Source organism: Gordonia sp. NPDC003504 (assembly GCF_053587995.1).
This window is the reverse complement of sequence record NZ_JBSFPC010000006.1, coordinates 167,622-189,940: the sequence shown is the minus strand read 5'-3', so window position 1 is coordinate 189,940 and position 22,319 is coordinate 167,622. Positions and strand designations below refer to the sequence as shown.

20 protein-coding genes and 1 pseudogene are annotated in these 22,319 nt (G+C 67.6%); 9 read left to right on the top strand and 12 right to left on the bottom strand.

Features of this window, described 5'->3' with window-relative positions; translation table 11 throughout:
• Positions 1–170 precede the first annotated feature (170 nt).
• Positions 171–638 carry a hypothetical protein gene (locus ACWDPV_RS13785; protein WP_449743426.1) on the top strand — a complete coding sequence of 156 codons (468 nt, stop codon included), beginning with the start codon at positions 171–173 and terminating at the stop codon, positions 636–638.
• Here ACWDPV_RS13785 and ACWDPV_RS13780 read toward each other — a convergent pair.
• From ACWDPV_RS13780 to ACWDPV_RS13770, 3 genes are read right to left on the bottom strand one after another with little or no spacing between them, the layout of a single operon-like run.
• A complete protein-coding gene (locus ACWDPV_RS13780) occupies positions 576–1,337 on the bottom strand; it encodes an AIM24 family protein (protein WP_348805505.1) in 762 nt (253 codons plus the stop codon). The genes ACWDPV_RS13785 and ACWDPV_RS13780 overlap by 63 nt on opposite strands.
• Entirely contained in the window at positions 1,334–2,044 is a 711-nt protein-coding gene (locus tag ACWDPV_RS13775) for an AIM24 family protein (RefSeq protein ID WP_449743425.1), read from the bottom strand. Before ACWDPV_RS13775 ends, ACWDPV_RS13780 begins: the two co-directional genes overlap by 4 nt.
• 9 nt (positions 2,045–2,053) lie before the next feature.
• Positions 2,054–2,674 carry an AIM24 family protein gene (locus ACWDPV_RS13770; protein ID WP_348805503.1) on the bottom strand — a complete coding sequence of 207 codons (621 nt, stop codon included), beginning with the start codon at positions 2,672–2,674 and terminating at the stop codon, positions 2,054–2,056.
• A gap of 154 nt (positions 2,675–2,828) precedes the next feature.
• Between ACWDPV_RS13770 and ACWDPV_RS13765 the strand changes: the two genes are divergently transcribed.
• The 7 genes from ACWDPV_RS13765 to ACWDPV_RS13735 are packed head-to-tail and all read left to right on the top strand — an operon-like array spanning position 2,829 to position 10,318.
• Positions 2,829–3,959: a hypothetical protein gene (locus tag ACWDPV_RS13765; RefSeq protein WP_449743424.1), complete on the top strand. Its 1,131-nt coding sequence runs from the start codon at positions 2,829–2,831 to the stop codon at positions 3,957–3,959.
• Positions 3,956–5,170, top strand: a complete 1,215-nt coding sequence (locus ACWDPV_RS13760) for an HpcH/HpaI aldolase/citrate lyase family protein (protein ID WP_449743423.1) — start codon at positions 3,956–3,958, stop codon at positions 5,168–5,170. Before ACWDPV_RS13765 ends, ACWDPV_RS13760 begins: the two co-directional genes overlap by 4 nt.
• A complete protein-coding gene (locus ACWDPV_RS13755; protein ID WP_449743422.1) occupies positions 5,167–6,456 on the top strand; it encodes a phosphoribosyltransferase family protein in 1,290 nt (429 codons plus the stop codon). The genes ACWDPV_RS13760 and ACWDPV_RS13755 overlap by 4 nt, the downstream gene beginning before the upstream one ends.
• A complete protein-coding gene (locus tag ACWDPV_RS13750; RefSeq protein WP_449743421.1) occupies positions 6,453–7,586 on the top strand; it encodes a cysteine protease StiP family protein in 1,134 nt (377 codons plus the stop codon). The genes ACWDPV_RS13755 and ACWDPV_RS13750 overlap by 4 nt, the downstream gene beginning before the upstream one ends.
• Positions 7,583–8,437, top strand: a complete 855-nt coding sequence (locus tag ACWDPV_RS13745; RefSeq protein ID WP_449743420.1) for an HAD family hydrolase — start codon at positions 7,583–7,585, stop codon at positions 8,435–8,437. Before ACWDPV_RS13750 ends, ACWDPV_RS13745 begins: the two co-directional genes overlap by 4 nt.
• Complete coding sequence (locus ACWDPV_RS13740) at positions 8,434–9,723, top strand: TerD family protein (protein ID WP_449743419.1); 1,290 nt, start codon at positions 8,434–8,436, stop codon at positions 9,721–9,723. Before ACWDPV_RS13745 ends, ACWDPV_RS13740 begins: the two co-directional genes overlap by 4 nt.
• 13 nt (positions 9,724–9,736) lie before the next feature.
• On the top strand, positions 9,737–10,318 hold the full coding sequence (locus ACWDPV_RS13735) for a GNAT family N-acetyltransferase (protein WP_449743418.1): 582 nt from the start codon (positions 9,737–9,739) through the stop codon (positions 10,316–10,318).
• Positions 10,319–10,450: 132 nt separating this feature from the next.
• Here ACWDPV_RS13735 and ACWDPV_RS13730 read toward each other — a convergent pair whose 3' ends face one another.
• The 8 genes and pseudogenes from ACWDPV_RS13730 to ACWDPV_RS13695 all read right to left on the bottom strand — a co-directional run bounded on the left by ACWDPV_RS13730 (position 10,451) and on the right by ACWDPV_RS13695 (position 19,942).
• Complete coding sequence (locus ACWDPV_RS13730) at positions 10,451–10,693, bottom strand: IS1096 element passenger TnpR family protein (RefSeq protein WP_449743417.1); 243 nt, start codon at positions 10,691–10,693, stop codon at positions 10,451–10,453.
• Between the two features lie 90 nt (positions 10,694–10,783).
• Positions 10,784–11,517: pseudogene (locus ACWDPV_RS13725) on the bottom strand (DUF429 domain-containing protein).
• An 11-nt stretch (positions 11,518–11,528) separates the two neighbouring features.
• The gene (locus ACWDPV_RS13720; protein WP_449743416.1) at positions 11,529–12,830 is read right to left on the bottom strand and encodes a TrpB-like pyridoxal phosphate-dependent enzyme; all 1,302 of its coding nucleotides are present in this window, start codon (positions 12,828–12,830) and stop codon (positions 11,529–11,531) included.
• A gap of 68 nt (positions 12,831–12,898) precedes the next feature.
• Positions 12,899–15,373 (bottom strand): phosphoketolase family protein, encoded by a 2,475-nt coding sequence (locus ACWDPV_RS13715; RefSeq protein WP_449743415.1) that lies wholly within the window; start codon positions 15,371–15,373, stop codon positions 12,899–12,901.
• Positions 15,374–15,503: 130 nt separating this feature from the next.
• The gene (locus tag ACWDPV_RS13710) at positions 15,504–15,986 is read right to left on the bottom strand and encodes a hypothetical protein (RefSeq protein ID WP_449743414.1); all 483 of its coding nucleotides are present in this window, start codon (positions 15,984–15,986) and stop codon (positions 15,504–15,506) included.
• A 43-nt stretch (positions 15,987–16,029) separates the two neighbouring features.
• Complete coding sequence (locus ACWDPV_RS13705) at positions 16,030–16,731, bottom strand: response regulator (RefSeq protein WP_449743413.1); 702 nt, start codon at positions 16,729–16,731, stop codon at positions 16,030–16,032.
• A 20-nt stretch (positions 16,732–16,751) separates the two neighbouring features.
• Positions 16,752–18,407, bottom strand: coding sequence for an ATP-binding protein (locus ACWDPV_RS13700; protein WP_449743412.1), 1,656 nt, complete (start codon positions 18,405–18,407; stop codon positions 16,752–16,754).
• A gap of 29 nt (positions 18,408–18,436) precedes the next feature.
• Positions 18,437–19,942: a CitMHS family transporter gene (locus ACWDPV_RS13695; RefSeq protein WP_449743411.1), complete on the bottom strand. Its 1,506-nt coding sequence runs from the start codon at positions 19,940–19,942 to the stop codon at positions 18,437–18,439.
• A 182-nt stretch (positions 19,943–20,124) separates the two neighbouring features.
• Between ACWDPV_RS13695 and ACWDPV_RS13690 the strand changes: the two genes are divergently transcribed.
• Complete coding sequence (locus tag ACWDPV_RS13690; protein ID WP_348805486.1) at positions 20,125–20,802, top strand: response regulator transcription factor; 678 nt, start codon at positions 20,125–20,127, stop codon at positions 20,800–20,802.
• Positions 20,803–20,808: 6 nt separating this feature from the next.
• Here the strand turns inward: ACWDPV_RS13690 and ACWDPV_RS13685 are convergent, their stop codons facing one another.
• Positions 20,809–22,254, bottom strand: a complete 1,446-nt coding sequence (locus tag ACWDPV_RS13685) for a sensor histidine kinase (protein ID WP_348805485.1) — start codon at positions 22,252–22,254, stop codon at positions 20,809–20,811.
• Between the last annotated feature and the right edge of the window lie 65 nt (positions 22,255–22,319).

Below are 22,319 nucleotides of genomic sequence, written 5' to 3'. Positions count from 1 at the left end.
GCCCCCCGGCGAGCATTCGTCGGGGGGCTGTTGACGTTGACGAGGCGACCGTTGACAGAACCGCACCCTTCCGGTCGAGCGCCCATCCCGCCGGTCGATCCGGTGAGGAGCGCCAGACCGAAGCCCGTGTCCGCCGGGCCGAGCTTGTCGAGGCCGCGGTCGACGCCGACGTGATCGATGCCGAAGCGATCGGTGCCGAAACGATCGATGCCGAAACTGCTGACACCGAAGCCGAAGCTGCCCAATCCGATCCGGTCGAACCCCGGCGACCCGACCAGCGGGACAGGCCCGACGCCGCAGGCGGCGAACGCTCAGACGAACCCGGCGTCACGGGTGCCGGGGAACTCGAGGACGCCCACGGCTCGCCCGACGTCGAGGTCACCGCGGATCCCGACGATCCCGGCACCGCGGGCACGATGCATGCATCCAGTGCCCGTATCCGCGTCCGCGGCACGGTCACCGAAGGACAGGTCGCTTTGCGAGGCCTCGACTCGCGGCTCGCCCTCGGGGCTCGTCACGGCTCGTCCGACGGGGAAGTGCTCGACCAGCGCTCGGCCGGCAGGAGTGGCCACTCCCTACTGGTGCTGCCCCAACTGCTGCGTGATCTGCTGGTTGATCTGCATCAGGCCCGGTTGTGAGAGGCCGGGGAGGTGGCCCTGGATGGTGCGGACGATCGACATGTCGTTCATCACCTTCTCGCTGGATTGGATGAGAACCGTTCCGGCGCCGGTGAAGTCGAACTGACGCTCCTCCCCGGAGTTGATGCCCATCCGGTGACCGGCCGCGGCGATGAAGGAGTTCACCCACGCCTGGTCGTAGTGGTGGCTGGGGGCCGGGCAGTCCGACCAGCCGACCAGCGCCTCCGGGTCCACACGCACCGGAGGCTCCACGAACATCACCGGACCGTTCGACGACGCGAGGAACTTACCCGTGCCGATCAGGGTGAGGAAACCCGGGACGATCGACTGCTGTAGTGACAGATTCGGTTCGAAGGCAAGCAGACTCGCGGCCCGGATGGTGAGGTTGCCGTCCTCGAGATCGTAGGAGTTGATGTTGTAGCCGCGATCGCCGATGACCAGTTTGCCGTTTCCCTCGACCACGACGTAGTCACCGAGGTGCAGCGGAGCCGAGAACTGCTGCGCCACCATGTGCAGCAACTGCCCCTGCAGACCGTGCTGCAGCGACGTGAAGTTCATCTGGCCGTAGTAGGCGATCATCGCGCCCTTCGACATGAACCACGGCTTGTTGAGCTCGATGACGTAGGAGTAATCGTTGTCCGGGACATTGTCGTCGGCGGGCAGCGTCATCGGATTCCAGACGGTGTTGAGCTGACTCACAACTTCTCCTCGGATGCCTGAACAAACACGACGCCGTGCCCGGCGCACTCCAATTGCATTCCCTCACCGCCGGTTCGGCCCATATTGCGCCAACTGACGGTGGACCGCAGCGTGGTGTTGACCTGCCCGGCGGACGCCACGAAAGCCTGCGGGTCGACGGTCACCACCGGACGATCGGGCGCCACCGGAAGTTCGAACACCCCACCGTGGCCCAGGACCACGACCTGCCCGGGACCCGACAGCTGCGTGGTGAACATGCCCTGGCCGGTCACCGCACCCGCCGCCGCCGACCGCAGCGATCCGAGTAGACCCCCGCCTCCACCGCCACCGCCGCCACCTTGCGACGCCACGGACACCACCGACGCCTGCAGATTCGAGGTGTAGGCCAGCGTCCGCGACGCCTCGACCCGGATCGTCCCGCCGACCTGCCCGACGTCGATGATCTGCACCTCGATACCGCGGAACCCGTAGTGCACCACCCCCTGACCCTGGGCGATCATCGTCGACTCGTGCTCGCCCGCCATCATCCGGCCCGCCATGCCGGCCATCCCCGACATGCCGAAACCACCGCCGCCGGCTCCGGCGAGCTGATGCGGTTGGAAGAACACGTCGCCGGTGTAAAAGAGCATCGCTCCCTTGCGCGCCACGATCGGCCCGCTCTGGCCGATGTCGACCGATACGACCTTGCTGTTGACCTTGGTGAACATGACCCTCCCCTACCGTTCCGCCGGCTGGATCGAGACGACGCCGGAGCCGTCGTAGCGCAACGAGAACGCCTCGCCACCGCCCTGACCCAGGGCGCTGCGCCAGCTGACGTCGGTGACGAAGGACTGACTCAACGCGCCCTTCGCGCACACGAACGCGTCGGGGTCGACGACGAGCGGGAACTGCGGGCTCACCTCCAGGTGGATGAGCGGACCGCCCTGCGAGAGCAAAGCGACCTGACCGTGCCCGGTGACGGTGGTGGTGAACAAGCCCTGCCCCGACGTCGCGCCCCGCACACCGGCGAAGGTCACGTTGGTCTGCAGATTCCCGTTCATCACCATCAACTGCTGCGACTCCACCTGCAGGGTCTCCCCGGCCAGTTCGATGATGGTGGTCTCGGCCGCGTTGTGGGCGAAGTACACCACCCCGGTGCCGGACGCCTCCATCAGCGACAGGCCCTCACCCGTCGCTCGTTGCTTGATCCCGGCGAGCAGACCGTCGCCGCCTCCGAAACCGGCGGACTTGAAGTTGATCTGCCCTTCGTAGGCCACCATCGACCCGGACAATGCCCGGACCGCGGTGTTGTTCAAACGGGCCTCCACGACCCGTTTCGAACGTTGCACTAGTTGCATTCGCGAGCCCTCCTCCGAAGTCGCCGCCCACAGCACGGCGCGTCTGGGAAAGAAGTTAGTCGATAGCATCGACTACGTGCCCAGGAAGTTTGCGCGGAAATGGTTCGGGGGCAGCTCACGCGCGAATGCCGATCTCGGCGAGTACACAACCCGAATGACATCGGCGTTCCTCGCGTCCGAGCAGACCCTCTCGGAGATCGATTCGCCCGTGCGTATCGCGGCCGAACTCGACCCGCGATCGCGGATCCTCGACGAGTGGACGCAATTGCGCGAGTACTACGGCCAGGTGACCGCCGACTACCTTCGCCTGTCGTCGGCAGCCACGGCTCCGGACCCCCAGAATCATCCCCGCCCCCGTCTCGACGAGGTCACACGCTGCACGGATGCTCTCGGCGCGGTGAACACCCAGATGGGTGAGTTCGGCCGCGTCCACGCCACCGAACTCGATCGCGCACGGCACACCGCCACCGAACTGCGGGTCCTCGATCAGCGTGCCCGGGAGTCCGCCACGCAGGCAGCGAGGTCGCTGGAGACCGCGCCGCCACACCTGCTCGGTTTGCGCGTGGTGACCACCGCCGCCGACTCCCTGCAGTCGGCGATCGCGGCGTTCGAGCGGGCCCAGAGCATCCGTGACCGTCGTGCCGCCGGGACCGCGTTGGTGACCGCCGGCGAGCGGGTGCAGGCCGCGCTGATGGACGCGCCCGGCTTCTCCGAGCGGGCCACTCGGGTCATCCGGTCGGTGGATACCCGGCGCAGCGCCATCCGGACCCGTAGCGAGAAGATTCCCGATCTGCTGTCCGCGTTGCGTCGCGAGTTCAGCGCCGAGTGTTCGACGGACCTGCAGGACTCCGATGTGGTGATCCGTACCCACCTCGAGGCGGCCGACGCACACCTCGCCGACGCCCGCACTCACCTCACCAGCGCGCCTGACCAGTCGATTACCGATGCCGAGGCGGCCCGTGACGACCTCGATTCCGCCGAAGGTGCCGTCGACGCCGTCGGCGACCGCCTGACCCTGCTGCGTGAGGTCAGATCCGATCCGACGGCGGTGGAACGGCAGGTACGTTTCCGGCTACGTGACGCCCAACACTTCGCCGTCGACAAGTCGCTGGTTGACGAATGGGGCTCGGTGCTCGATGCTCAGGCCGACCGGATCTCGAGGGCGCGGGGCGCGCTTGAGCGTGTTCACCCCGACTACTGGTCCTACCTGACGCAGTTGCGTGCTGTAGAGCAACGCGTGGCCGAGATCGTCGACCGCATGAGAGGACAGGTGGCGGCACGATGACCGCGGCAGCACCCGAGGACGTCAACGCGTCCGCCGGCCCGTCGAAAACCGATGGGCCCGCACACTTCCATCACCTCACCGCCGAGGTCCACGAGCACCTGTTCATGCACCGACCCCAACCGCTGTCGGATGCGTGGCCCACCCGCCGTCTCGCGGTCGCACTGGGAGCGACGCTCTATATACCCGCGACACGACCCGACCTGGCCGAGGTGATCGCCCGCCGATACGCCGATGGCGTGTTGTCGATGGTGATCGACCTCGAAGATGCCGTCGCCGACCATCAGGAATCGGAGGCCATCGCCTCCGCGGTCCGCGCACTCCATGACCTCGAAGGCACCGCGGCGGGCGCGATGATGCTGTTCGTCCGCGTCCGGACCGCCGCTCAGATCGGCACCCTCACCTCCTTGCTCGGATCGTCGGAGGTGTTGTCGGGCTTCGTCATTCCGAAGTTCGGCGCCGACCACGCCGAGGCCGCCCTTCAAGCGGTCCACGATGCCGGCGCAGTGTTGGGCCGACATCTGTGGGCGATGCCCGTCCTCGAATCCGCCGCGCTCGTGCACCGGGAGACCCGCGACGACGAGTTGGCGGCGATCGCAACGGCTCTCGATGCACATCGGAAGAACGTGCTGGCCGTCCGGATCGGCGCGACCGACATGTGCGGGCTCTTCGGCATCCGTCGCGACCGTGACCTCACCATCTACGACGTCCGCGTCGCCGCCGACGCCATCGCCGGGATCGTCAACATCCTCGGCCGCAGCGACCCCTCGGGTCACATCATCACCGGACCGGTGTGGGAGTACTTCGCCGATCACGAACGGCGATTCGCCCCGACGTTGCGGCACACGCCCTTCCGTGATCACGACGCGGTGTGGTTCCGTCAGCAGTTGGTCAGCCGCGACATCGACGGCCTGCTGCGTGAGATCGCCCTGGACCGGGCCAACGGCATGCACGGCAAGACCGTCATCCATCCGGCGCACGTCGCGCCGGTGCACGCACTGAGCTCGGTGACCCACGAGGAGTACCACGATGCCCTCGACATCCTGGCCGCCGACACCGGCGGCGCACAGGCGTCGTCGTACCGGAACAAGATGAACGAGCTGAAACCGCACCGTCATTGGGCCACCCGCGTGATGGACCGCGCCGCCGCCTTCGGCGTCACCAATTCCGGGATCAGCTTCGTCGATCTCCTGACCGCCCTGGACGCCGCGTGAACAGCACCACCACCTCGGCCGGAGCCGTCTCGTGGGTCGGTGGGCAGTTCGGTGTCGAGGTACACGCGCGCAGCTCACCCCGGAGCCCTTGGGCCATCGACGATCTCATCATCGTCGGCCTGCGGCGTAATCGTCGGCGTGCACATCTGCTGGTGTCGACGGTACTCGGCAAGCACATCCCGACCCCGCCGAGCGCGGTTCGGGCCGCCGCCGACGACCTCGGCGACGCCGTGCTCGCCGCGGTCGGCGCCGACGCGGCGTCACGTGCCACCGTGCTCGGCTTCGCCGAAACCGCAACGGGTTTGGGCCACTGTGTGGCTGCGCGGATCTCGGCGCGGGCCTACCTTCATTCGACCCGGCGGCGGGCCACCGGGGTGCCGGCGTGGGGCACCTTCGAGGAGGGCCATTCGCACGCCACGACGCATCTGCTGCAACCCGCCGATGCCGACCTTCTCGCCACCGATCCGGATGCGCCGATGATCCTCGTGGACGACGAGATCTCCACCGGATCCACGGCACTGCGCGCCATCACCGCGCTCCAGCACCGCGCACCGCGCACGCACTACGTGGTGGCGTCGCTGGTCGACATGTGCACCGACGCCCATCGCGCCACGATCGCCGCGGCGGCCGCCGAGCTGGGGGTTCGGATCGATCAGGTCTCGCTCGCCCAGGCCCGAATCCTGCTGCCGGACAACATCATCGACGAGGTCTGGGCTCTCGAACCGGGTGCGTTGAATCCCGTCGGCGACCACCGCGGCGACGTGACAACAGTGCACTTGCCGTGGCCCGATGGCCTTCCCGACGGCGGGCGGCACGGATTCCTACACTCCGACGAGGCAGCGTTCGGGGCGGCGATTTCGGTTGCGGCCGAACAGATTGGCGAGGTCATCGATCCGTCCGGCGACGTCGTCGTGGTCGGGCACGAGGAACTCATGTATCTGCCGCTGTGCCTCGCGGAGGCGCTGGAGGTCTCCGGAGTGTCGGCGCGGTACCAGACCACCACCCGCTCCCCCGCCTATGTGCGTGATGTCGACGGCTATCCGCTGCGCCGCGGATTCACCTTCACCGCACCGGAATCCGATCCGGGGACTCCACGGTTCGTCTACAACCTGGTCTCGCCGTTCAGCGCGTCCGGGTCGGAGGTGCTGCCGCAGGTGGTGCTGGTCATCGATGCGCCCGCCGACACCGACCTGCTTCGCGAATCGGGTGGCGTCATCGATGTGCTCACCGCCGCCGGTCACGACGTGATCGTCGCCGTCGTCCCCACCGGCGGGCCGAAAAGATGACCGCACTCACCCCGCCACCCCTCACCCCGCCCCTGAACGGCCCGGCCTTCGGTTCCTACGCTCCCGACGAGGTGACCTGGCTGCTCAAGGACCTCTCCCATGTCGCCCTCGAGGGGGATCTCGCCGAGCGAGAACGCCGAATCCAAAGCGGTGCGGCCCATTACGCCGAGTCTCTGCCCATCGAGTATCAGCCGGGCTCGCAGTACCAGGACCTGTTTCACGAGGCGCTGCGCGGGTCCGCGGACCGGTTGGCCGAGGCGGTCGGTGTGGTCAGTGAGCTCGTGGTGGCCGAACGCGATCGGGTCCCGACGCTGGTGTCGCTGGCGCGGGCGGGCACGCCGATCGGCATCCTGATGCGACGCTGGATCGCTCACACCTACGGCGTCGAGGTTCCGCACTACACGATCTCGATCGTTCGGGGCCGCGGAATCGACACCGTCGCACTCGATCACATCACCGCGCGGCATCGGCCGGAGTCGGTGGTGTTCGTCGACGGCTGGACCGGCAAGGGTGCGATCCAGCGGGAACTCACCGAAGCTCTCACCGCGTACGCCGCCGCGGGCGGCGCGCGACTGCACGACGAGTTGGCGGTGTTGGCCGACCCCGGTTCGTGCACCACCACCTTCGGCACCCGAGACGACTTCCTCATCGCGTCGGCCTGCCTCAACTCCACCGTGTCCGGCCTGGTGTCCCGCACGGTGCTCAACGCCGACCACATCGGCCCGGGCGAGTTCCACGGCGCGAAGTTCTACTCGCATCTGGCGAAGTTCGACGTGTCAACTCTGTTCCTGGACACCGTGTCCGAGAGGTTCACCGCCGTCGCGTACCGCGTCCGGGACACGCTGGCGGCGATCCGCGACGGCGATCGGACGCCGCAGTGGTCCGGGTGGAAGTCGATGGAACGTCTCCGCGACGAGTACGGCGTCTCGTCGGTGAACTTCGTCAAACCCGGTGTGGGAGAAACCACCCGGGTGCTGTTGCGCCGCGTTCCGTGGATGGTTCTGGTACGGGAGGCCGACCTCGACGAACACGCCCACATCCGCGTCCTGGCCGCCGAACGCGGGGTGCCGGTGGAGGTACGTGGTGATCTCGCCTATTCCTGCGTCGGTCTGATCAAGGAGGATGCGTGAACGGCCTGATCGCCACCGATCTCGACCGGACCCTCATCTTCTCGCGTCACGCCATGGGCGAGGAGCAGTTCGCCTCGCTCGATCCGGTCTGCGTGGAGATCTACAACGGCGGACCCCTGTCCTATCTCACGCCGGCGGCCCGAAACCTGCTGGTGGCGTTGGCCTCCCAGGCGCCGGTGGTGCCGGTGACCACGCGGACACCGGCACAGTTCACGCGTATCGAGCTGCCCGGCAGCCCCTTTCGTCATGCGGTGGTCTCCAGCGGCGGCCGGATCCTGACCGACGGCACCGACGACCCGGCGTGGCGTGCGCAGGTCGACCGGCGGGTCGCGGCGTCGGCGGCCGACCTCGCCGAGGTGGTGGCCGCGCTCGAATCCCGCATCGACGAGAGTTGGGTGACCTCGGTACGGACCGCCGACGATCTGTTCTGCTACATCGTCGTCGACCTCGACCGGCAACCCGGCGACTTCCTGTCCGACTGGTCGCAGTGGTGTGCCGAGCGGGCGTGGACGGTGTCGCAGCAGGGCCGCAAGATCTACGCCCTCCCGCAGGTCGTCACGAAGTCCGCGGCGGTGGCAGAGGTCCGCGCGCGACTCGTCGCCGACGGGACGCTGCCCGACGACGCGCCCGTGTACGCGGCCGGTGACGGGCGTCTGGACATCGATCTCCTGGAGTACGCCGACGCCGCCATCCGGCCACGGCACGGCGAGCTCGAGCAGATCGGCTGGACACAACCACATCTCACCGTCACCGACACCACCGGTGCGCTCGCCGGCGAGGGGATCCTGGAATGGTTCACCGCGCGTATCGCCGACGCCGTGGTGACCGGCAATGCGAAGATCAAGGCATGACCGTACTCACCAAAGGACAGAACGCACCGCTGCCCGCAGGCGACGTGGTGATCTCCATCGACGTCGGGGCGCCCGCCGACCTCTCGGCACTGCTGGTGACCGATGCGATGAGGGTACGGACGGATGCCGACTTCGTGTTCTACAACCAGCCCCAGGGACCGGGCGTGGTGCTGGAGAACCCGACGAGCCGCCCGGTGCTGCGGGTGTCGACAGCGGGGCTGCCGCCGGATATCCACGCCGTGCGCGCGGTCATCACCCTCGATGACGCATCGTCGAGTTTCGGTCGGATCGCGGCGCCCGTCGCACACGTCGGTGATGTCTCGGGCCGGGAGCTGTTCACCTACTCGATCGACGGATTGTCCAGCGAGTCGGTGGTCGTCGCCCTCGAGCTGTACCGCCGCGGTGGCGACTGGAAGGTCCGCGCCGTCGGCCAGGGCTATGCCGGCGGCTTCGCCGACCTGATCCGCGATCACGGTGTGTCGGTGGATGACGCACCCGCCACGACGCCCGCGCCGGCGGCCGCGCAGCCGCCGACCCCGCCCGCCTATACCCCACCACCGGCGGCTTCGGCCTACCCCCCACCACCGGCCGCCACGCCGCCCCCTCCCCCGTACACGCCATCCGCACCCGCTCCGCCCGCTCCGCCTGCACCGCCCGCTCCGCCCGCACCTGCGGCGTCGGCGCCCGGCGAGATCAGCCTCACCAAGAATCGGCGCGTGAACCTGAGCAAGGGTCAGAAGGTGTCGCTGCGCAAGGACGGTGGTCTCGCGCTGACCCGCATCCGGATGGGCCTGGGCTGGGACCAGATCAAACGTGGCGGTTTCTTCGGTGGCCGGCAACGCGAGATCGACCTCGATGCGTCGGTGCTGATGTTCAGCCGCGGGCAACTCGCCGACGTCGTCTACTACGGGCATCTGTCCAGTGACGACAACTCCATCCGGCATTCCGGCGACAACCTGACCGGCGCCGGCGAAGGCGACGACGAGATCATCTACGTCGACCTCACCGCCATCCACCCGGCCATCGACAATCTGGTGTTCACGGTGACGTCGTATCAGGGTCAGACCTTCGAGGAGGTCGACAACGCCTTCTGCCGCCTCGTCGACGAGACCATCGGCACCGAGCTGGCCCGCTTCACCCTGCAGGGCGGCATGCCGTTCACCGGGGTGGTGATGGCGGTCATCAATCGCGAAGGCGCCGAATGGAAGTTACGGGCCATCGGCGACGGATTCCAGGGCAAGACACCGCGCGACGCGGTGGGTCCGGCGACGCGATACCTCGCCTGAGCCGAGCGAAGTGATGTCGATCGTAGTGCGGCCGGCGTCGGAGTTCGACGACGTCGCCACCATGGTCGGGCCGAAACGTCCCGACGCGAACGTCTGCTGGTGCCTGAGTTATCGCATTCCCAACAAGCTCAACCGATCCCTCGAGCGCCGGCAGCGCGGCGAGTATGTGCGGGGACTGTGCGAGAAGATGCCTGCCCCTGGGGTTCTCGCCTACGACGGCGACGAGGTGGTCGGGTGGGCCGCGATTGCGCCGCGCGCCGACACCACCTTCGCGGGCAACCGCAGGATCCCGCACATCGACGATCTCGACGTCTGGTCGCTGTGGTGCCTCCGCGTCCGTCCCGGGCATCGTCGACGTGGTATCACCGCGGACTTGATCAGTGGCGCAGTCGATTTCGCCCGGGCCAACGGTGCGCCGGCCGTCGAGGCCTACCCCGTCGACAACGGCGCCGATCGGGTGGACCTGACGATGGCCTACGTCGGCACGCGAATGATGTTCGAGCGCGCCGGCTTTCGGTATGCTGCCGACACCACGTCGGTGCTCAACCGGTTTCCGCGGGTGCTGATGCGACTGGCGTCGGACGAGTGCCGGTGATTGGCCGCCGGCTGCGCAATCCTCTCGTTACCACTCTGGAACGGCCGACGCTTATCGGACTTACTCATACCAATCACCTTCGATCTCGAAAATCCAGCGCCCGGTCGCTGCATCAGCACGCGGTGCGCCGCATCAGCGTAGGCCGAGTCGTTTCAGCTGCCGGTTGACGGCGCCGACGTCAAAGATCGTGGCGTCCACCGATACTCCGGCCGGAAGCCCGGCCCACTGCCGCAGATCCTGATGGTCGGGGTGAGAGGGTGTCACCGCGGCGAGGAAACGCTCCCATCCCGGCGGATCGCCGACGTCCTCGAGCGGGGCCGTCCCGGCACCGTCCCGTTCGGCCTGCTTGGCGCGGCGTTGTTTCTTCGTCGACATTGGGTCGACCCGACCGGGAGAGGGCAGTGGATCGGGCGCAGAGCGCTGTCAACGTGGCGGCGAGCGCTGTCAACGTGGCGGGCGGCGGGGTCAACGGTCGACGAGGTCGGCGAGCGAGCAGTTGGGCAGGTGAATCCAGCCCTCCCGCGCGGCGACGTCGCGGGCGGCGGCGGCGGGCAGCTCGGTCCGGCCGAGTGCGGCGGCGCGGGCGATGAGTGCGGTGATCACCGCGTCGAAGGCATCGTCGTCGCGTTCCATCACCGCACGGTGGGCGCCGAGATCGAGCCAGGGCGCGTCGGTGCGCAGTTCCACCACCAGTTCGGTGAGTACGGCGCGGTTTGCCGACCGCTTGTATCCGCGGGAGCGCAGACCCCACCGGCGCACGCACCGGCCGGATACGCCTCGACGGCCCAGCCGTCGACACGATCGGCCACACCGAGATCGGCGAGCAGTCCGGCGCACCGGAACGCCACGTGCGCGATCTGATCCGCCGACACACTCAGCGGACGACCCGCTCCGATCTCGATGAGGTGACGGTCGGTGCGGCGCAGGGCAAGTGGGCGTCGTCGACTCACATCGTCGAGTCCGCGTCCGGTCGGTGTGGTGCCACGGTGATGGGCGCTCACGAAGTCGACGAAGTCGTCGGGCCAGCCGAACGGCGAGTCGATGCCCACGCGGTCGGCACCCGAGACGACGGCGTGAATTCGCGCGTCATCGGCCGGGATGACCAGATCGACCAGGCGGGCCCCCGAATCCGCCCAGTCGATCACCGCCACCGCGGTCTTGGTCGGTGCGGCCGCCAGATCGATTCCGGCGGTGCGCATCACGGCCGGTGTCACATCTTGCCGTCGAGGAACTCCGCATAGGCCGGAAGATCCAGCTGTCCGTGCCCGGAGAGCCCGATGACGATGACCTCGTCCTTGTCGCTGTCGGCGACGTGTGCGGCTGCGGCGGCGATCGCATGCGTCGACTCGGGGGCGGGCACGATGCCCTGGGTGCGGGCGAACTGCACACCGGCGGCGAACGCGTCACGCTGGGTGATCGCCACGCCCGAAACCAGTCCCAGCTCCACGGTGTGGCTCAGCGCGGGCGCCATTCCGTGATAGCGCAAACCGCCGGCGTGGATCGGATCGGGAACGAAATCCATTCCCAGCGTGTGCATCTTGAGCAGTGGGGTGAGCCCGGCAACGTCGCCGTGATCATACCGGTACTCACCCTGGGTGATCGACGGGCACGCCGCCGGCTCGGCAGCAACGATGCGCGGATCGGAGCGGCCGTGGATCTTCTCCCGCAGGAACGGGAACGACAGCCCCGCCAAGTTGGAACCGCCACCAGCACAACCGAAAACGATGTCGGCGCCGCCCGGCTCCACGGCGGCGAGCTGTTCGACGGCCTCCACGCCGATGACACTCTGATGCAGCACAACGTGATTGAGCACGCTGCCGAGTGCATAGCGGGTGTCGTCATGGGTGGCGGCCACCTCCACGGCCTCGCTGACCGCCATCCCCAGACTGCCGGTGGTGTTCGGGTCCTTGGCCAGCATGGCGCGTCCGGCCTCGGTGAGCTCCGACGGGCTCGGGTGCACCGTGCCGCCGTAGGTGCGCATCAGGTAGCCGCGGTACGGCTTGGAATCATAGGAGGCGCGGACCTGCCACACCTCGACGTCGATACCGAATTGGGCACCGGCAAACGCCAGCGCGCTACCCCACTGCCCGGCACCGGTTTCCGTGGTCAGCTTCCGTACGCCGTCGATCGAGTTGTAATACGCCTGCGCCACAGCAGAATTGGTCTTGTGGCTGCCGACCGGGCTGACGCCCTCGTACTTCACGTAGATGCGCGCCTTGGTGTTCAGTGCTTTCTCGAACCGCCGCGCCCGGAACAACGGCGACGGCCGCCACATCTGGTAGATCTCCCGAACCGGTTCGGGTATCTCGATGTACGGCTCAGCCGAGACCTCCTGCGCAATCAGACCCGACGGGAACAACGCCGCCAGATCGTCCGGACCCACCGGTTCCCCGGTGCCCGGATGCAGGTGCGGCGGGATCGGCGTGTCGAGCTCGGCGGCCAGGTTGTACCAGTGCGTCGGGACGTCAACGGTGATCAGTTCGGGGTTGGAGGCATCCACGTGCATCGTCATAGGGTCACTGTAGTGGGTGGGTGCGGGGTGGTTGGTCGGGTCGGGGGTGGTGGACGTCGCTGCTTCCGTCAGCTCCAGGTCCAGTCGCGGACCTCCGGGATGTCCTCGAAGTGCTCGCGCACGTACTCCTCGTGTCTGGCCAGCTGCGCCCGGCAGAAGTCGGCGAGCTCGGCACCCTTCTCCGGCGCCCGGCGCGATCGTTTGAGCGCCTCGAGCACCAGGTGGTAGCGACTCATCCGATTCAGCACGACCATGTCGAACGGCGTCGTCGTCGTGCCCTGCTCGGAGAAGCCACGGACGTGGAAGCGACCCGGGTGGGTGCGGCCGTGCACCAGTTGATGGATCGCGCGCGGGTAGCCGTGGAAGGCGAAGACCACGTCGGTGTCACGGGTGAACAGGTCGATGAACTTCTCCTCCGCCAACCCGTGCGGGTGATCGTTCTGCGGCAGCAGCACCATCAGATCCATCACGCTGACGACGCGTGTGCGCAGGTAGGGCACCCACTCGCGGAGTAGTTGCGCGGCGGCCAGGATCTCCTGGGTGGGCACATCGCCCGCGGCGGCGAGCACGATGTCGGGCGGCAGATCGTCGGATACCCCGGCGGGTTCGGTTCCCGCCCAATCCCAGATCGACGCGCCGGCGGCGGCCTGCGTGCCGGCCTCGTCGAGGGTGAGGTACTGCAGGTGCGGCTGCTTGTCGACGACGATCACGTTGACATGGTCGCGACTGCGGAAGCAGTGATCGGCGATCGAGAGCAGCGAGTTGGAGTCCGGCGGCAACCACACCCGCACCACGCCCGGCGACAACGGCAGCACCAGATCGATCAGGCCGGGTCCCTGATGAGAGAAGCCGTTATGGTCGTTACGCCAGCACGTCGAGGTGAGCAGGATGTTCAGCGACGCCACCGGCTCCCGCCAGGGCAGATCCGCGGCATGCTGCAGCCACTTGGCGTGCTGCACCACCATCGACGCGCTGACCATCGCGAACGCCTCATACGTCGCGAACAGACCGTGCCGCCCCGAGAGCGTGTACCCCTCCAGCCAGCCCTGGCAGAGGTGTTCGCTGAGTACCTCCATCACCCGACCCGACGACGAGAGCCCGTCGTCGTAGCTGGTGGTCGGCAGTTGCCAGCAACGGTCGGTCACCTCGAAGACCGCGTCGAGGCGGTTGCTCGACGTCTCGTCCGGGCAGAACAGCCGGAACGTGCCCCCACCATCGGGGGTGGTGTTCTGCCGGTAGATGTCACGCATGAATACGCCCAGCACACGGGTGGTTTCGTGCTGTACGACTCCCGGGGTGGGGATGTCGAGGGCGTACTGCGTGATCGGCGGCAGTCGCAGCGGACGCAGCAGTCGGCCACCGTTGGCGTACGGAGTCGCCCCCATCCGCAGGTCTCCCCGCGGCGCGAGGTCGCGGATGGCGTCGACGACGGTGCCGTTGTCGTCGAACAGTTCCTCCGGGTGGTAAGACCGCAGCCAGTCCTCGAGGATCTGCAGGTGCTCGGGGTTCTCCCGCACCCCCGACAGTGGAACCTGATGCGCCCAGTGGGTGCCCTCGATCTTCTTGCCGTCCACGTACTTGGGCCCGGTCCAGCCCTTCGGAGTGCGCATCACGATGACCGGCCACTTCTGGTCGACGACGGGCCCGGAGTACTCGTCCGCATGCTCGCCCACCGATTCCCCTGCGCCTGATTCCCCTGCGCCCGAATTCTTTCCGGCGGTGCCGCGCACGTCGGCCTGGATGCCCCGGATCGTGCGGTAGGCCTCGATGATCGCGGTGCGCAACGCCGGGAAGACCTCACGTGGATCGTCGCCCTCGACGAACAGCGGCCGCCACCCCTGCCCGGACAGGTAGTCCGACACCTCGGCGTCGGTGCTGCGCCCCAGCACCGTCGGACCGGCGATCTTGGCGCCGTTGAGATGCAGGATCGGCAACACCGCTCCGTCGCGGACCGGGTTGAGGAACGCCGGGATCTTCCACGAACCCGACAGCGGCCCGGTCTCGGCCTCGCCGTCGCCGATGACCGCGGCGACGATCAGGTCCGGATGGTCGTAGGCGGCGCCGGCCGCGTGCACGAGGGCGTAACCGAGTTCGCCGCCCTCGTGGATGCTGCCCGGCGTCTGCACGCTCACGTGGCTGGGAATCCCACCGGGAGTGGAGAACTGGCGGCAGAGACGTCGGACGCCCTCGGCGTCGAGGGAGATGTGCGGATACACCTCGGTGTAGGTGCCCTCGAGATAGGTGTTGGCCACCAGGGCGGGCCCGCCGTGACCGGGGCCGGTGATGTAGAGCCACTCCGATCCGGTTTCGTTGATGATGCGATTGACGACGGTGTAGATGGCCGAGAGCCCCGGGCTGGTGCCCCAATGCCCGAGCAGTCGCGGTTTGATGTGGTCGACGGTGAGCGACTCACGCAGTAAGACGTTGTCCTGCAGGTAGATCTGCGCGATATTGAGGTAGTTCGCCGCCGCCCACCAGCGCAGGTCGGCGTCGAGATCGGTGGTGTCGTACGGGTGATGTGCCTCGGCTGCCGTTCCGGCCATGTGAGGTTCCTCCGAATGCGTCGGGTGTTGTTTCGCGCGGTCCCTACGCTCCTTCATACGCGCTTCGGGTTGCGCGGATCATGCAACTGCGCGAATTACCGGGCGGCGAATCGACACGCCGACACCCACGTCAGATGTATCCGGCGCTCCACGCGATGAGGGTCTGGCCCGGTCGGCAGCCCCGGATGACGGAGAGGTCGCGATCGGTCTCGGCGTGGGTGCCGTTGTCGTAGGTGTCGGTGACGATGATGCCGACGGGTGCCAGGTCGTCGGCGGCGTCGAACTCGGTGCACGGGTCCGCCGACGCCGCGCAGGTCTCGATCCGACGTCCCTCGTGCGGACTCGCCTCCGACAGGTCACGCGCGCCGAGGTAGGCGTCGACCTCGCCGTCTGGCACCAGGAACGCCAGCGTCGAGCAGAAGCCCTGCCATTCGATCCAATTAGGATATGCCACAACGATTTCCGCGTCATCGGGAATCGATACCCGCAGTTCGTGCGCCGCGACGCGTGCCCGGCCGAAGGTCGACGCCAGGACGCAGACGGCGATGATCAGGGTGACCACGACCATCGCCACCAAGGCGATCAGGGCGCGCACAACCGATCGAGGGGGCATCTGCTCGAGCATATCGCCCGTCGAGGGATGGTGTTCCAACCGATCAGTGAGCCGCTCGCCGATACTCCTGCCGCGGGCGTCCGGTACCGCCGTAGTGCAGGGTCATCGTCAACCTCCCGCCCGAGACGAGCGTGGCGAGGTGCCGGCGTGCGGTCGCCGCGGAGATCCCGATCGCATCGGCGACCTGATCGGCAAAAAGGCCGGCGTCGGACTCCTCGAACAGGTCCAGAATGCGTTGTTCTGTGGGGGATTGGACGGTGCTGCGGTCGTTGCGATGGCCGCCGAACCGCAGCCCCGACAGGGCCGCGTCGACCGCGGCTTGATCGACCCGCGGCGCGTCGAGCACTCGGCGGTAGTGCGCGTACCCGGCCAGGCGGCGTGCCAGTTCGGTGTCGTCGAAGGGTTTGATCAGGTACGCGAGCGCACCTGCACGCGTGGCGGCGCGCACCGCTCGAGCATCGGTCTCGGCGCCGACGATGAAACAGTCGCAGGGTAATTCGCTGACGAGACCGATCCCTGAACCATCCGGCAGGTAGACGTCGAGCAGGACGAGTTCGATCTCTGGATGCTCGGCGATCGCGTGGCGGGCGGCGGCCAGCGTTCCGGCCCGCGCCACCACCCGGAAGCCGGCGACCGCCGATACGATCGCCGAATGCAGTGCAGCGACCCGGAAGTCGTCGTCGACGATGAGAACCCCGAATCCGTCGGCGGTGGCCTCGGCCGGCGAGACCCTGTCTGCGTTCACGGTTCTCCCTCCACTGCTGATCAGCCCTTCATTGCCTGATCAGCCCCGGTGTGATCAGGCACGGCGTCGACCACACCCGGTAGCCGTGCCACGAAGACCGCCCCGCCCAGGTCATCGCCCGCATCGACCAGCGCGATGTCACCGCCGATGCGGTGGACAAGTTGACGCACGATCGCCAAACCCATCCCACGGCCTCCCGGTACTGTCGGGTCGGTCTTGGTGGTGACACCCTCGGTGAAGACGTCGTCGGGATTGGCCAGCATGATGCCCGGACCCGAATCTGCCACGGTGACAAGGAGTTCGGTTCCGTTGGCGAGGATCTCGACCTCCACTTGCGCGTCCGGCGTACCCGCCGCGGCATCGATGGCGTTGTCGACGAGGTTACCCAGGACCGCGGTGACGGTGACGGCGTCGGTGAGCGTTCCGGTCACCCATGTCTGAGGTCCGAGGCACAGGGTCACCCCACGCTCACGGGCGTGGGCGGCCTTGGCTTCCAGGAAGGCCTGCAGGTGCGGTTCGTCGACGTTGTCCAGGCCCTCGATGGCATTGGCACCCCCGCCGGTCAGTTCGGTGAGGTAGTCACGCGCTTCGTCGACATGATCGTGGCGGAGTAGCCCGGCCAGGACGTGCAGGCGGTTCGCGGTTTCGTGGCGCTGTGCGCGCAGGGCCACACTCATCGCGTGGACGGCATCGACCTCGCGGGCCAGATCCTCCACCGTCGTACGGTCGACGACGGAGAGGACCATGCCGAGGTCCCGGCCGTCGGCCGAGGCGGGGTGGGAGGAGACCAGCACGATGCGCTCGCCGACGGTCGCGGCGAGTGGCTCGGTGGTCGACGCGTCGAGAACCCCACGGACTCGGGTGGTGAGGCCCAGGTCGTCGGCCGGTGTGCCGAGCGGCGCGGTGACCCCCAGGAGCTGCCGCGCCTTGTCGTTGGCGACGCGCAGGACACCGTCGGCGTCGACGGCGAGGACACCGTCGTCGAGGGAATGCAGCACGGCGCCCTGCTCGCGGACGAGTTCGGCCAGATCGTCGGGTTCCAGACCGAGGGTCAATCGTCGCCATCGTCGCGCCAGCAGCACCGATCCGACGGTGCCGATGCCGAGTGCTGCGAGGGCGATCAGCCCGGTGGTTACGATGTCGCGCCGGGTGTCGCGGGCGAGTTTCTCGGTGGACACGCCGACGCTGACCAGGCCGATGGGTGCATCAGAAGTTCCTACGGCAGAACCTGTTTGGTAGATGGGCACCTTCGCGCGGACCGATTCGCCAAGCGTGCCGCGGTCGGTGGTGATGTCGACCTGCCCGGACAACGCCTTGGTGGGATCGGTGGAGAGATGCACACCGACCTCGGTGTCCTCGGGGTGCGCGAGGCGGATGCCGTCGGCGTTGGCGATCACCACGAACAGTGCGCCGGTCTTGGCGGCCACCGCCCGGGCCTGTGATTGCAGGGGCGCCGTGGCCAAGTCGGTCGGATCGAGGTCGGAGCCCTGGTGCTCGGCGACCTCGGCGACCACGTCGGGATCGGTGGCGACCGTCTGCGCGATGGCGAGGGCACGCTGGGCGTACTCGTCGCGGACGCGGTCGTCGGCACCGTAGATCACCCACCCGAAACCGACGCCAAGGCTGACCGCGATGACGACGAGCTGCAGGAGCAGTACCTGCGTTCGCAGTCGCATGCGGTCAGCCTAGGCCGAAGCCGGGACGGTCAGAACGGAATCGCACCGACCAGGCATCCGACGCCGAGCATCACCAGCGAGACCACCGCGGCCCGCCACAACACCTTCTTGTGGTGATCGCCGAGGCCGACGCCGGCGAGGGCCACCAACAGCAGGATCGCGGGAACCAGCGGAGATTGCATGTGGAAGGGCTGGCCGGTGATGGAGGCGCGGGCCATCTCGGTGGGGTCGATGCCGTAGCGGGTGGCGGTCTCCGACAGCACCGGCAGCACACCGAAGTAGAAGGCGTCGTTGCTCATCAGGAAGGTCAGCGGGATGGACAGGACACCGATGACCACCGCCATGTGCGGACCCATCCAGGTAGGGATGCCGTCGGCGAGCCAGTGGGCAATCGCGTCGACCATCCCGGTTCCGCTGAACACTCCGGTCAGCACGGCCGCGGCGAGCACCATCGCGACCACCGAGACGATGCTGGAACTGTGCCGGGTGATGGCCTCCTGCTGATCCTTGAGGTGCGGAAAGTTCACCGCGAGGGCCAGGGCGGCGAAGATCATGAACAGCACCGGGATGGCGACGATGTCGGCACCCAGGATCGCCAGCAGCGCGATGGTGAGTCCGGCGTTGACCCAGAAGAGCTTGGGCCGCAAGGTCTTCCGTTGCGGATCGAGGATGCCGGTGAAGCTGGTCTCACCGTCGGCGTCGGTCTCGTTCGGGTCGTAGGCATGTGCCGGGAGGTCGCCGGTGGACGGGGCCTCGGGGTTGCTGTCGCGGGTTGCGCCGCTGCCGGTGCCCGGGTTGCGGCCGCGTCGGAATCCGCCCCGGAATCCGCCGCGACGCGGGGTGTCGGTGCCAGTGCCGCTGCCGCCGCCGGCGAGGACGAGCTCTTCCTGCGGTGCGAGCAGCGAGTCCCTGATCTCGATGTTGCCGATGCGGCGCCGTTCGAGAACACCGAGGTGGTAGGCGAAGGCGAGCACCACCAGCATGCCGATGGCCAGGGCCGGGACCATCGGAAGGAAGACGTCGTTGGTGTCGATCTTGAGCGCACTCGCGGCGCGGGCGGTCGGGCCGCCCCACGGCAGGATGTTCATGGTGCCGTTGGCCAGGCCGGCGACGACGGTGAGGACGACCGGGGAGACGCCGAGTTTGAGGTAGAGCGGCAGCATCGCGGCGGTGGCGATGATGAACGTCGTCGAACCGTCACCGTCGAGGGACACGATCGCCGCGAGCACCGCGGTACCGACGACGAGTCGCGCCGGATCGTTGCGGACCATCCGGACGATGAAGCGGACGATCGGGTCGAAGAGTCCGACGTCGATCATGATGCCGAAGAAGATGATCGCGAAGAACAGCATCGCCGCGGTGGGGGCGAGATCCTTGATGCCGTCCTTGATCATGTCGCTGATGCCGAGGCCCGCACCGGCGAACAGTCCGAACGCGACCGGCACCAGGATCAGCGCGACGACCGGTGTCGCGCGTTTGGTGATGATGAGGAACATGAAGGTGGCGACCATGGCCAACCCGAGAGCTACCAACATTTGCCTGACTTTCTGCCGTGGTTTCCGACGGTGACGCGGGGCGTGGCGTCGGCTACACATGAAGTCTGTGGGTAACTCAGGTCACAGTCACCCTTGCGCTCATTACTCGGGTTTTGCGCATTGTGCGCACGCCGCGCCCAGCGGTGCGGAGGCAATCGTGCCGGGACGAGCATGATGGAGGGGTGCGAGTCCTGGTGGTCGACGACGACCGCAATGTGGCAGAGACCCTACGGCGAATGATGCTCGCCGAAGGCTGGGTCGTGGATGTCGCACATGACGGCCGGGCCGGCTTCGAGAAGGCCGTCGGCGGCGGCTTCGATGTGGCGATCCTCGACATCATGATGCCGGGACTCAACGGGTACGAACTGGTCCGGGACCTCCGTGCCGCCGGGATCTGGACGCCGGTGCTGATGCTGACGGCCAAGGACGGCGAATACGACCAGGCCGATGCGTTCGACTTCGGCGCCGATGACTACCTCACCAAGCCGTTCTCGTTCGTGGTGCTCATCGCCCGGTTGCGCGCACTCGCGCGGCGCGGTGCGCCGCAACGTCCCACTGTGCTCACGGCCGGATCGCTGCGGCTCGACCCGGCCGCACACACCGCGTCCCGGTGCGGCGACGACTTGACCTTGACCCCTCGTGAATTCGCCTTGCTCGAATTTCTGATGCAACACAAGGGCGAGGCGGTCACCAAGGCCGAGATCCTGGACTCCGTGTGGGACATCAACTATCGCGGCGACGAGAACGTGGTCGAGGTCTACATCAGTTATCTTCGGCGGCGCATCGACACCCCGTTCGGCTGCAAGGCGATCCAGACGGTGCGAGGCGTCGGATATCGCCTCGCCGCCGACGGCGGGTGAGGGCGGTCAGCTGCGGCCCACTCGACCCGGACGCGGGTGTTCGGAGGCGCCGCCGGAATGCCAGGGTTGTACCGGCAGGATGAAACCGACCGTGGCGCCGCCACCCGGGGTGTCGGCGATCCTGACCTCACCGTCATGTGCGCGGATGATCTCGGAGACGATCGCCAGACCCAGTCCCGATCCACCCCAACGACGTTCACGCGTGTTGTCGAGACGGACGAAACGTTCGGTGACCCGGTCCTTGTCGGCATCGGGGATTCCGGGTCCGTTGTCGGCGACGGTGACCGACACCCGGGCACCGTCGTCGCTGAGCGTCATCGCCAGCGTCAGCCGATCCCGGGTGTGGCGGGCGGCGTTGTCGGCCAGGTTGCGCAGTGCCCGAGACAGCTTTTCCGCGTCACCACGCACGCGGACAGCGACGATCCGTGCCTCCACATGATGCCGACCGAGCGCCTCGAGACGATTCACTTCCGCGGTGCAGATCTCGTCGAGGTCGACATCGGTGATGCGCAGCGGAACACCGCTTTCGTCGGCCCGCGCGAGCAGCAACAGATCCGAGACCATCGACTGCAGGCGAAGTGCCTCGGGCAGCAGCACCGAGTCGACCGTCTCGGGATCGAGGGGTTGGTGTTTGCTCCGCGAAAGATCCAACAATCCGACCAGCGTCGTCAGCGGACTGTTCAGTTCGTGTGAGGCGTCATTGACGAAACGCATCTGTTGCGCGCGGGCGGTCTCGATGCGGTCGAGCATGTCGTTCATCGTGGTCGCCAGCGTGGCGATCTCGTCGCCGGTGCCCGGTACCGGAACACGTTGGTGCAGGTCGCCTCCCGAGATCTCCTCGACCTGACCGCGGATCAGGTCCACGGGTTTGAGTGCGCGTCCGACGAAGTAGTACGTCATCAGGGCCATGCCGATCACGATGATCGGGAACACGATGCAGCAGACGACAGCCGCGGTCAGGACCAACCAGTCGATCGGCCGCTCGAGAGCGCCGACCTCGACCGTCACCGGGCCGTCCGGTGTGTCCACCCCCAGCAGCGTCGCCCGGTACTCCGACCCCGACGGGCTCGTCGTGGCGTCGTCGACGGTGATCTCGGATCCGGCATCGACCCCGGGCCCGAGTGGCGTCGTGGAGTGGTTCAGACTCGACACCACCACGGTTCCCTCGGCATCCACGACCTGCACCACGTCGACGTTGCGGACCGGACTCAGAAGTGACTCGTCGAGCCCGGCGATGCCCTGCTCTTGCACCACCTCGGCGATCTCATGCGCCCGCGACTGTGTCGCGGCATCGGCTGCGTGCAGCAGCAGGTGACGCAGCACTAGGACGAGGACGACGGCCGCGATCGTAAGCGCGACGGTGACCAGAGTGGTCGCCACCAGGGTCAATCGGATGCGCACACCGCGAGTGCGTTCGGTCAACCAGGTGGGTACCAGGGATCGCACTCGCACATTCCGACAGTAACGGCCGGTGGTCGACGGTGATGCCGACGTCTCCGTACCGCACTCAGCGTCCA

Bases quoted from the DNA above. Each gene is read 5' to 3' on its own strand.
- ACWDPV_RS13775 (WP_449743425.1), bottom strand. From the start codon at position 2,044: ATGTTCACCAAGGTCAACAGCAAGGTCGTATCGGTCGACATCGGCCAG.
- ACWDPV_RS13770 (WP_348805503.1), bottom strand. From the start codon at position 2,674: ATGCAACTAGTGCAACGTTCGAAACGGGTCGTGGAGGCCCGTTTGAAC.
- ACWDPV_RS13765 (WP_449743424.1), top strand. From the start codon at position 2,829: ATGACATCGGCGTTCCTCGCGTCCGAGCAGACCCTCTCGGAGATCGAT.
- ACWDPV_RS13760 (WP_449743423.1), top strand. From the start codon at position 3,956: ATGACCGCGGCAGCACCCGAGGACGTCAACGCGTCCGCCGGCCCGTCG.
- ACWDPV_RS13750 (WP_449743421.1), top strand. From the start codon at position 6,453: ATGACCGCACTCACCCCGCCACCCCTCACCCCGCCCCTGAACGGCCCG.
- ACWDPV_RS13740 (WP_449743419.1), top strand. From the start codon at position 8,434: ATGACCGTACTCACCAAAGGACAGAACGCACCGCTGCCCGCAGGCGAC.
- ACWDPV_RS13735 (WP_449743418.1), top strand. From the start codon at position 9,737: ATGTCGATCGTAGTGCGGCCGGCGTCGGAGTTCGACGACGTCGCCACC.
- ACWDPV_RS13730 (WP_449743417.1), bottom strand. From the start codon at position 10,693: ATGTCGACGAAGAAACAACGCCGCGCCAAGCAGGCCGAACGGGACGGT.
- ACWDPV_RS13720 (WP_449743416.1), bottom strand. From the start codon at position 12,830: ATGACGATGCACGTGGATGCCTCCAACCCCGAACTGATCACCGTTGAC.
- ACWDPV_RS13715 (WP_449743415.1), bottom strand. From the start codon at position 15,373: ATGGCCGGAACGGCAGCCGAGGCACATCACCCGTACGACACCACCGAT.
- ACWDPV_RS13710 (WP_449743414.1), bottom strand. From the start codon at position 15,986: ATGCCCCCTCGATCGGTTGTGCGCGCCCTGATCGCCTTGGTGGCGATG.
- ACWDPV_RS13700 (WP_449743412.1), bottom strand. From the start codon at position 18,407: ATGCGACTGCGAACGCAGGTACTGCTCCTGCAGCTCGTCGTCATCGCG.
- ACWDPV_RS13695 (WP_449743411.1), bottom strand. From the start codon at position 19,942: ATGTTGGTAGCTCTCGGGTTGGCCATGGTCGCCACCTTCATGTTCCTC.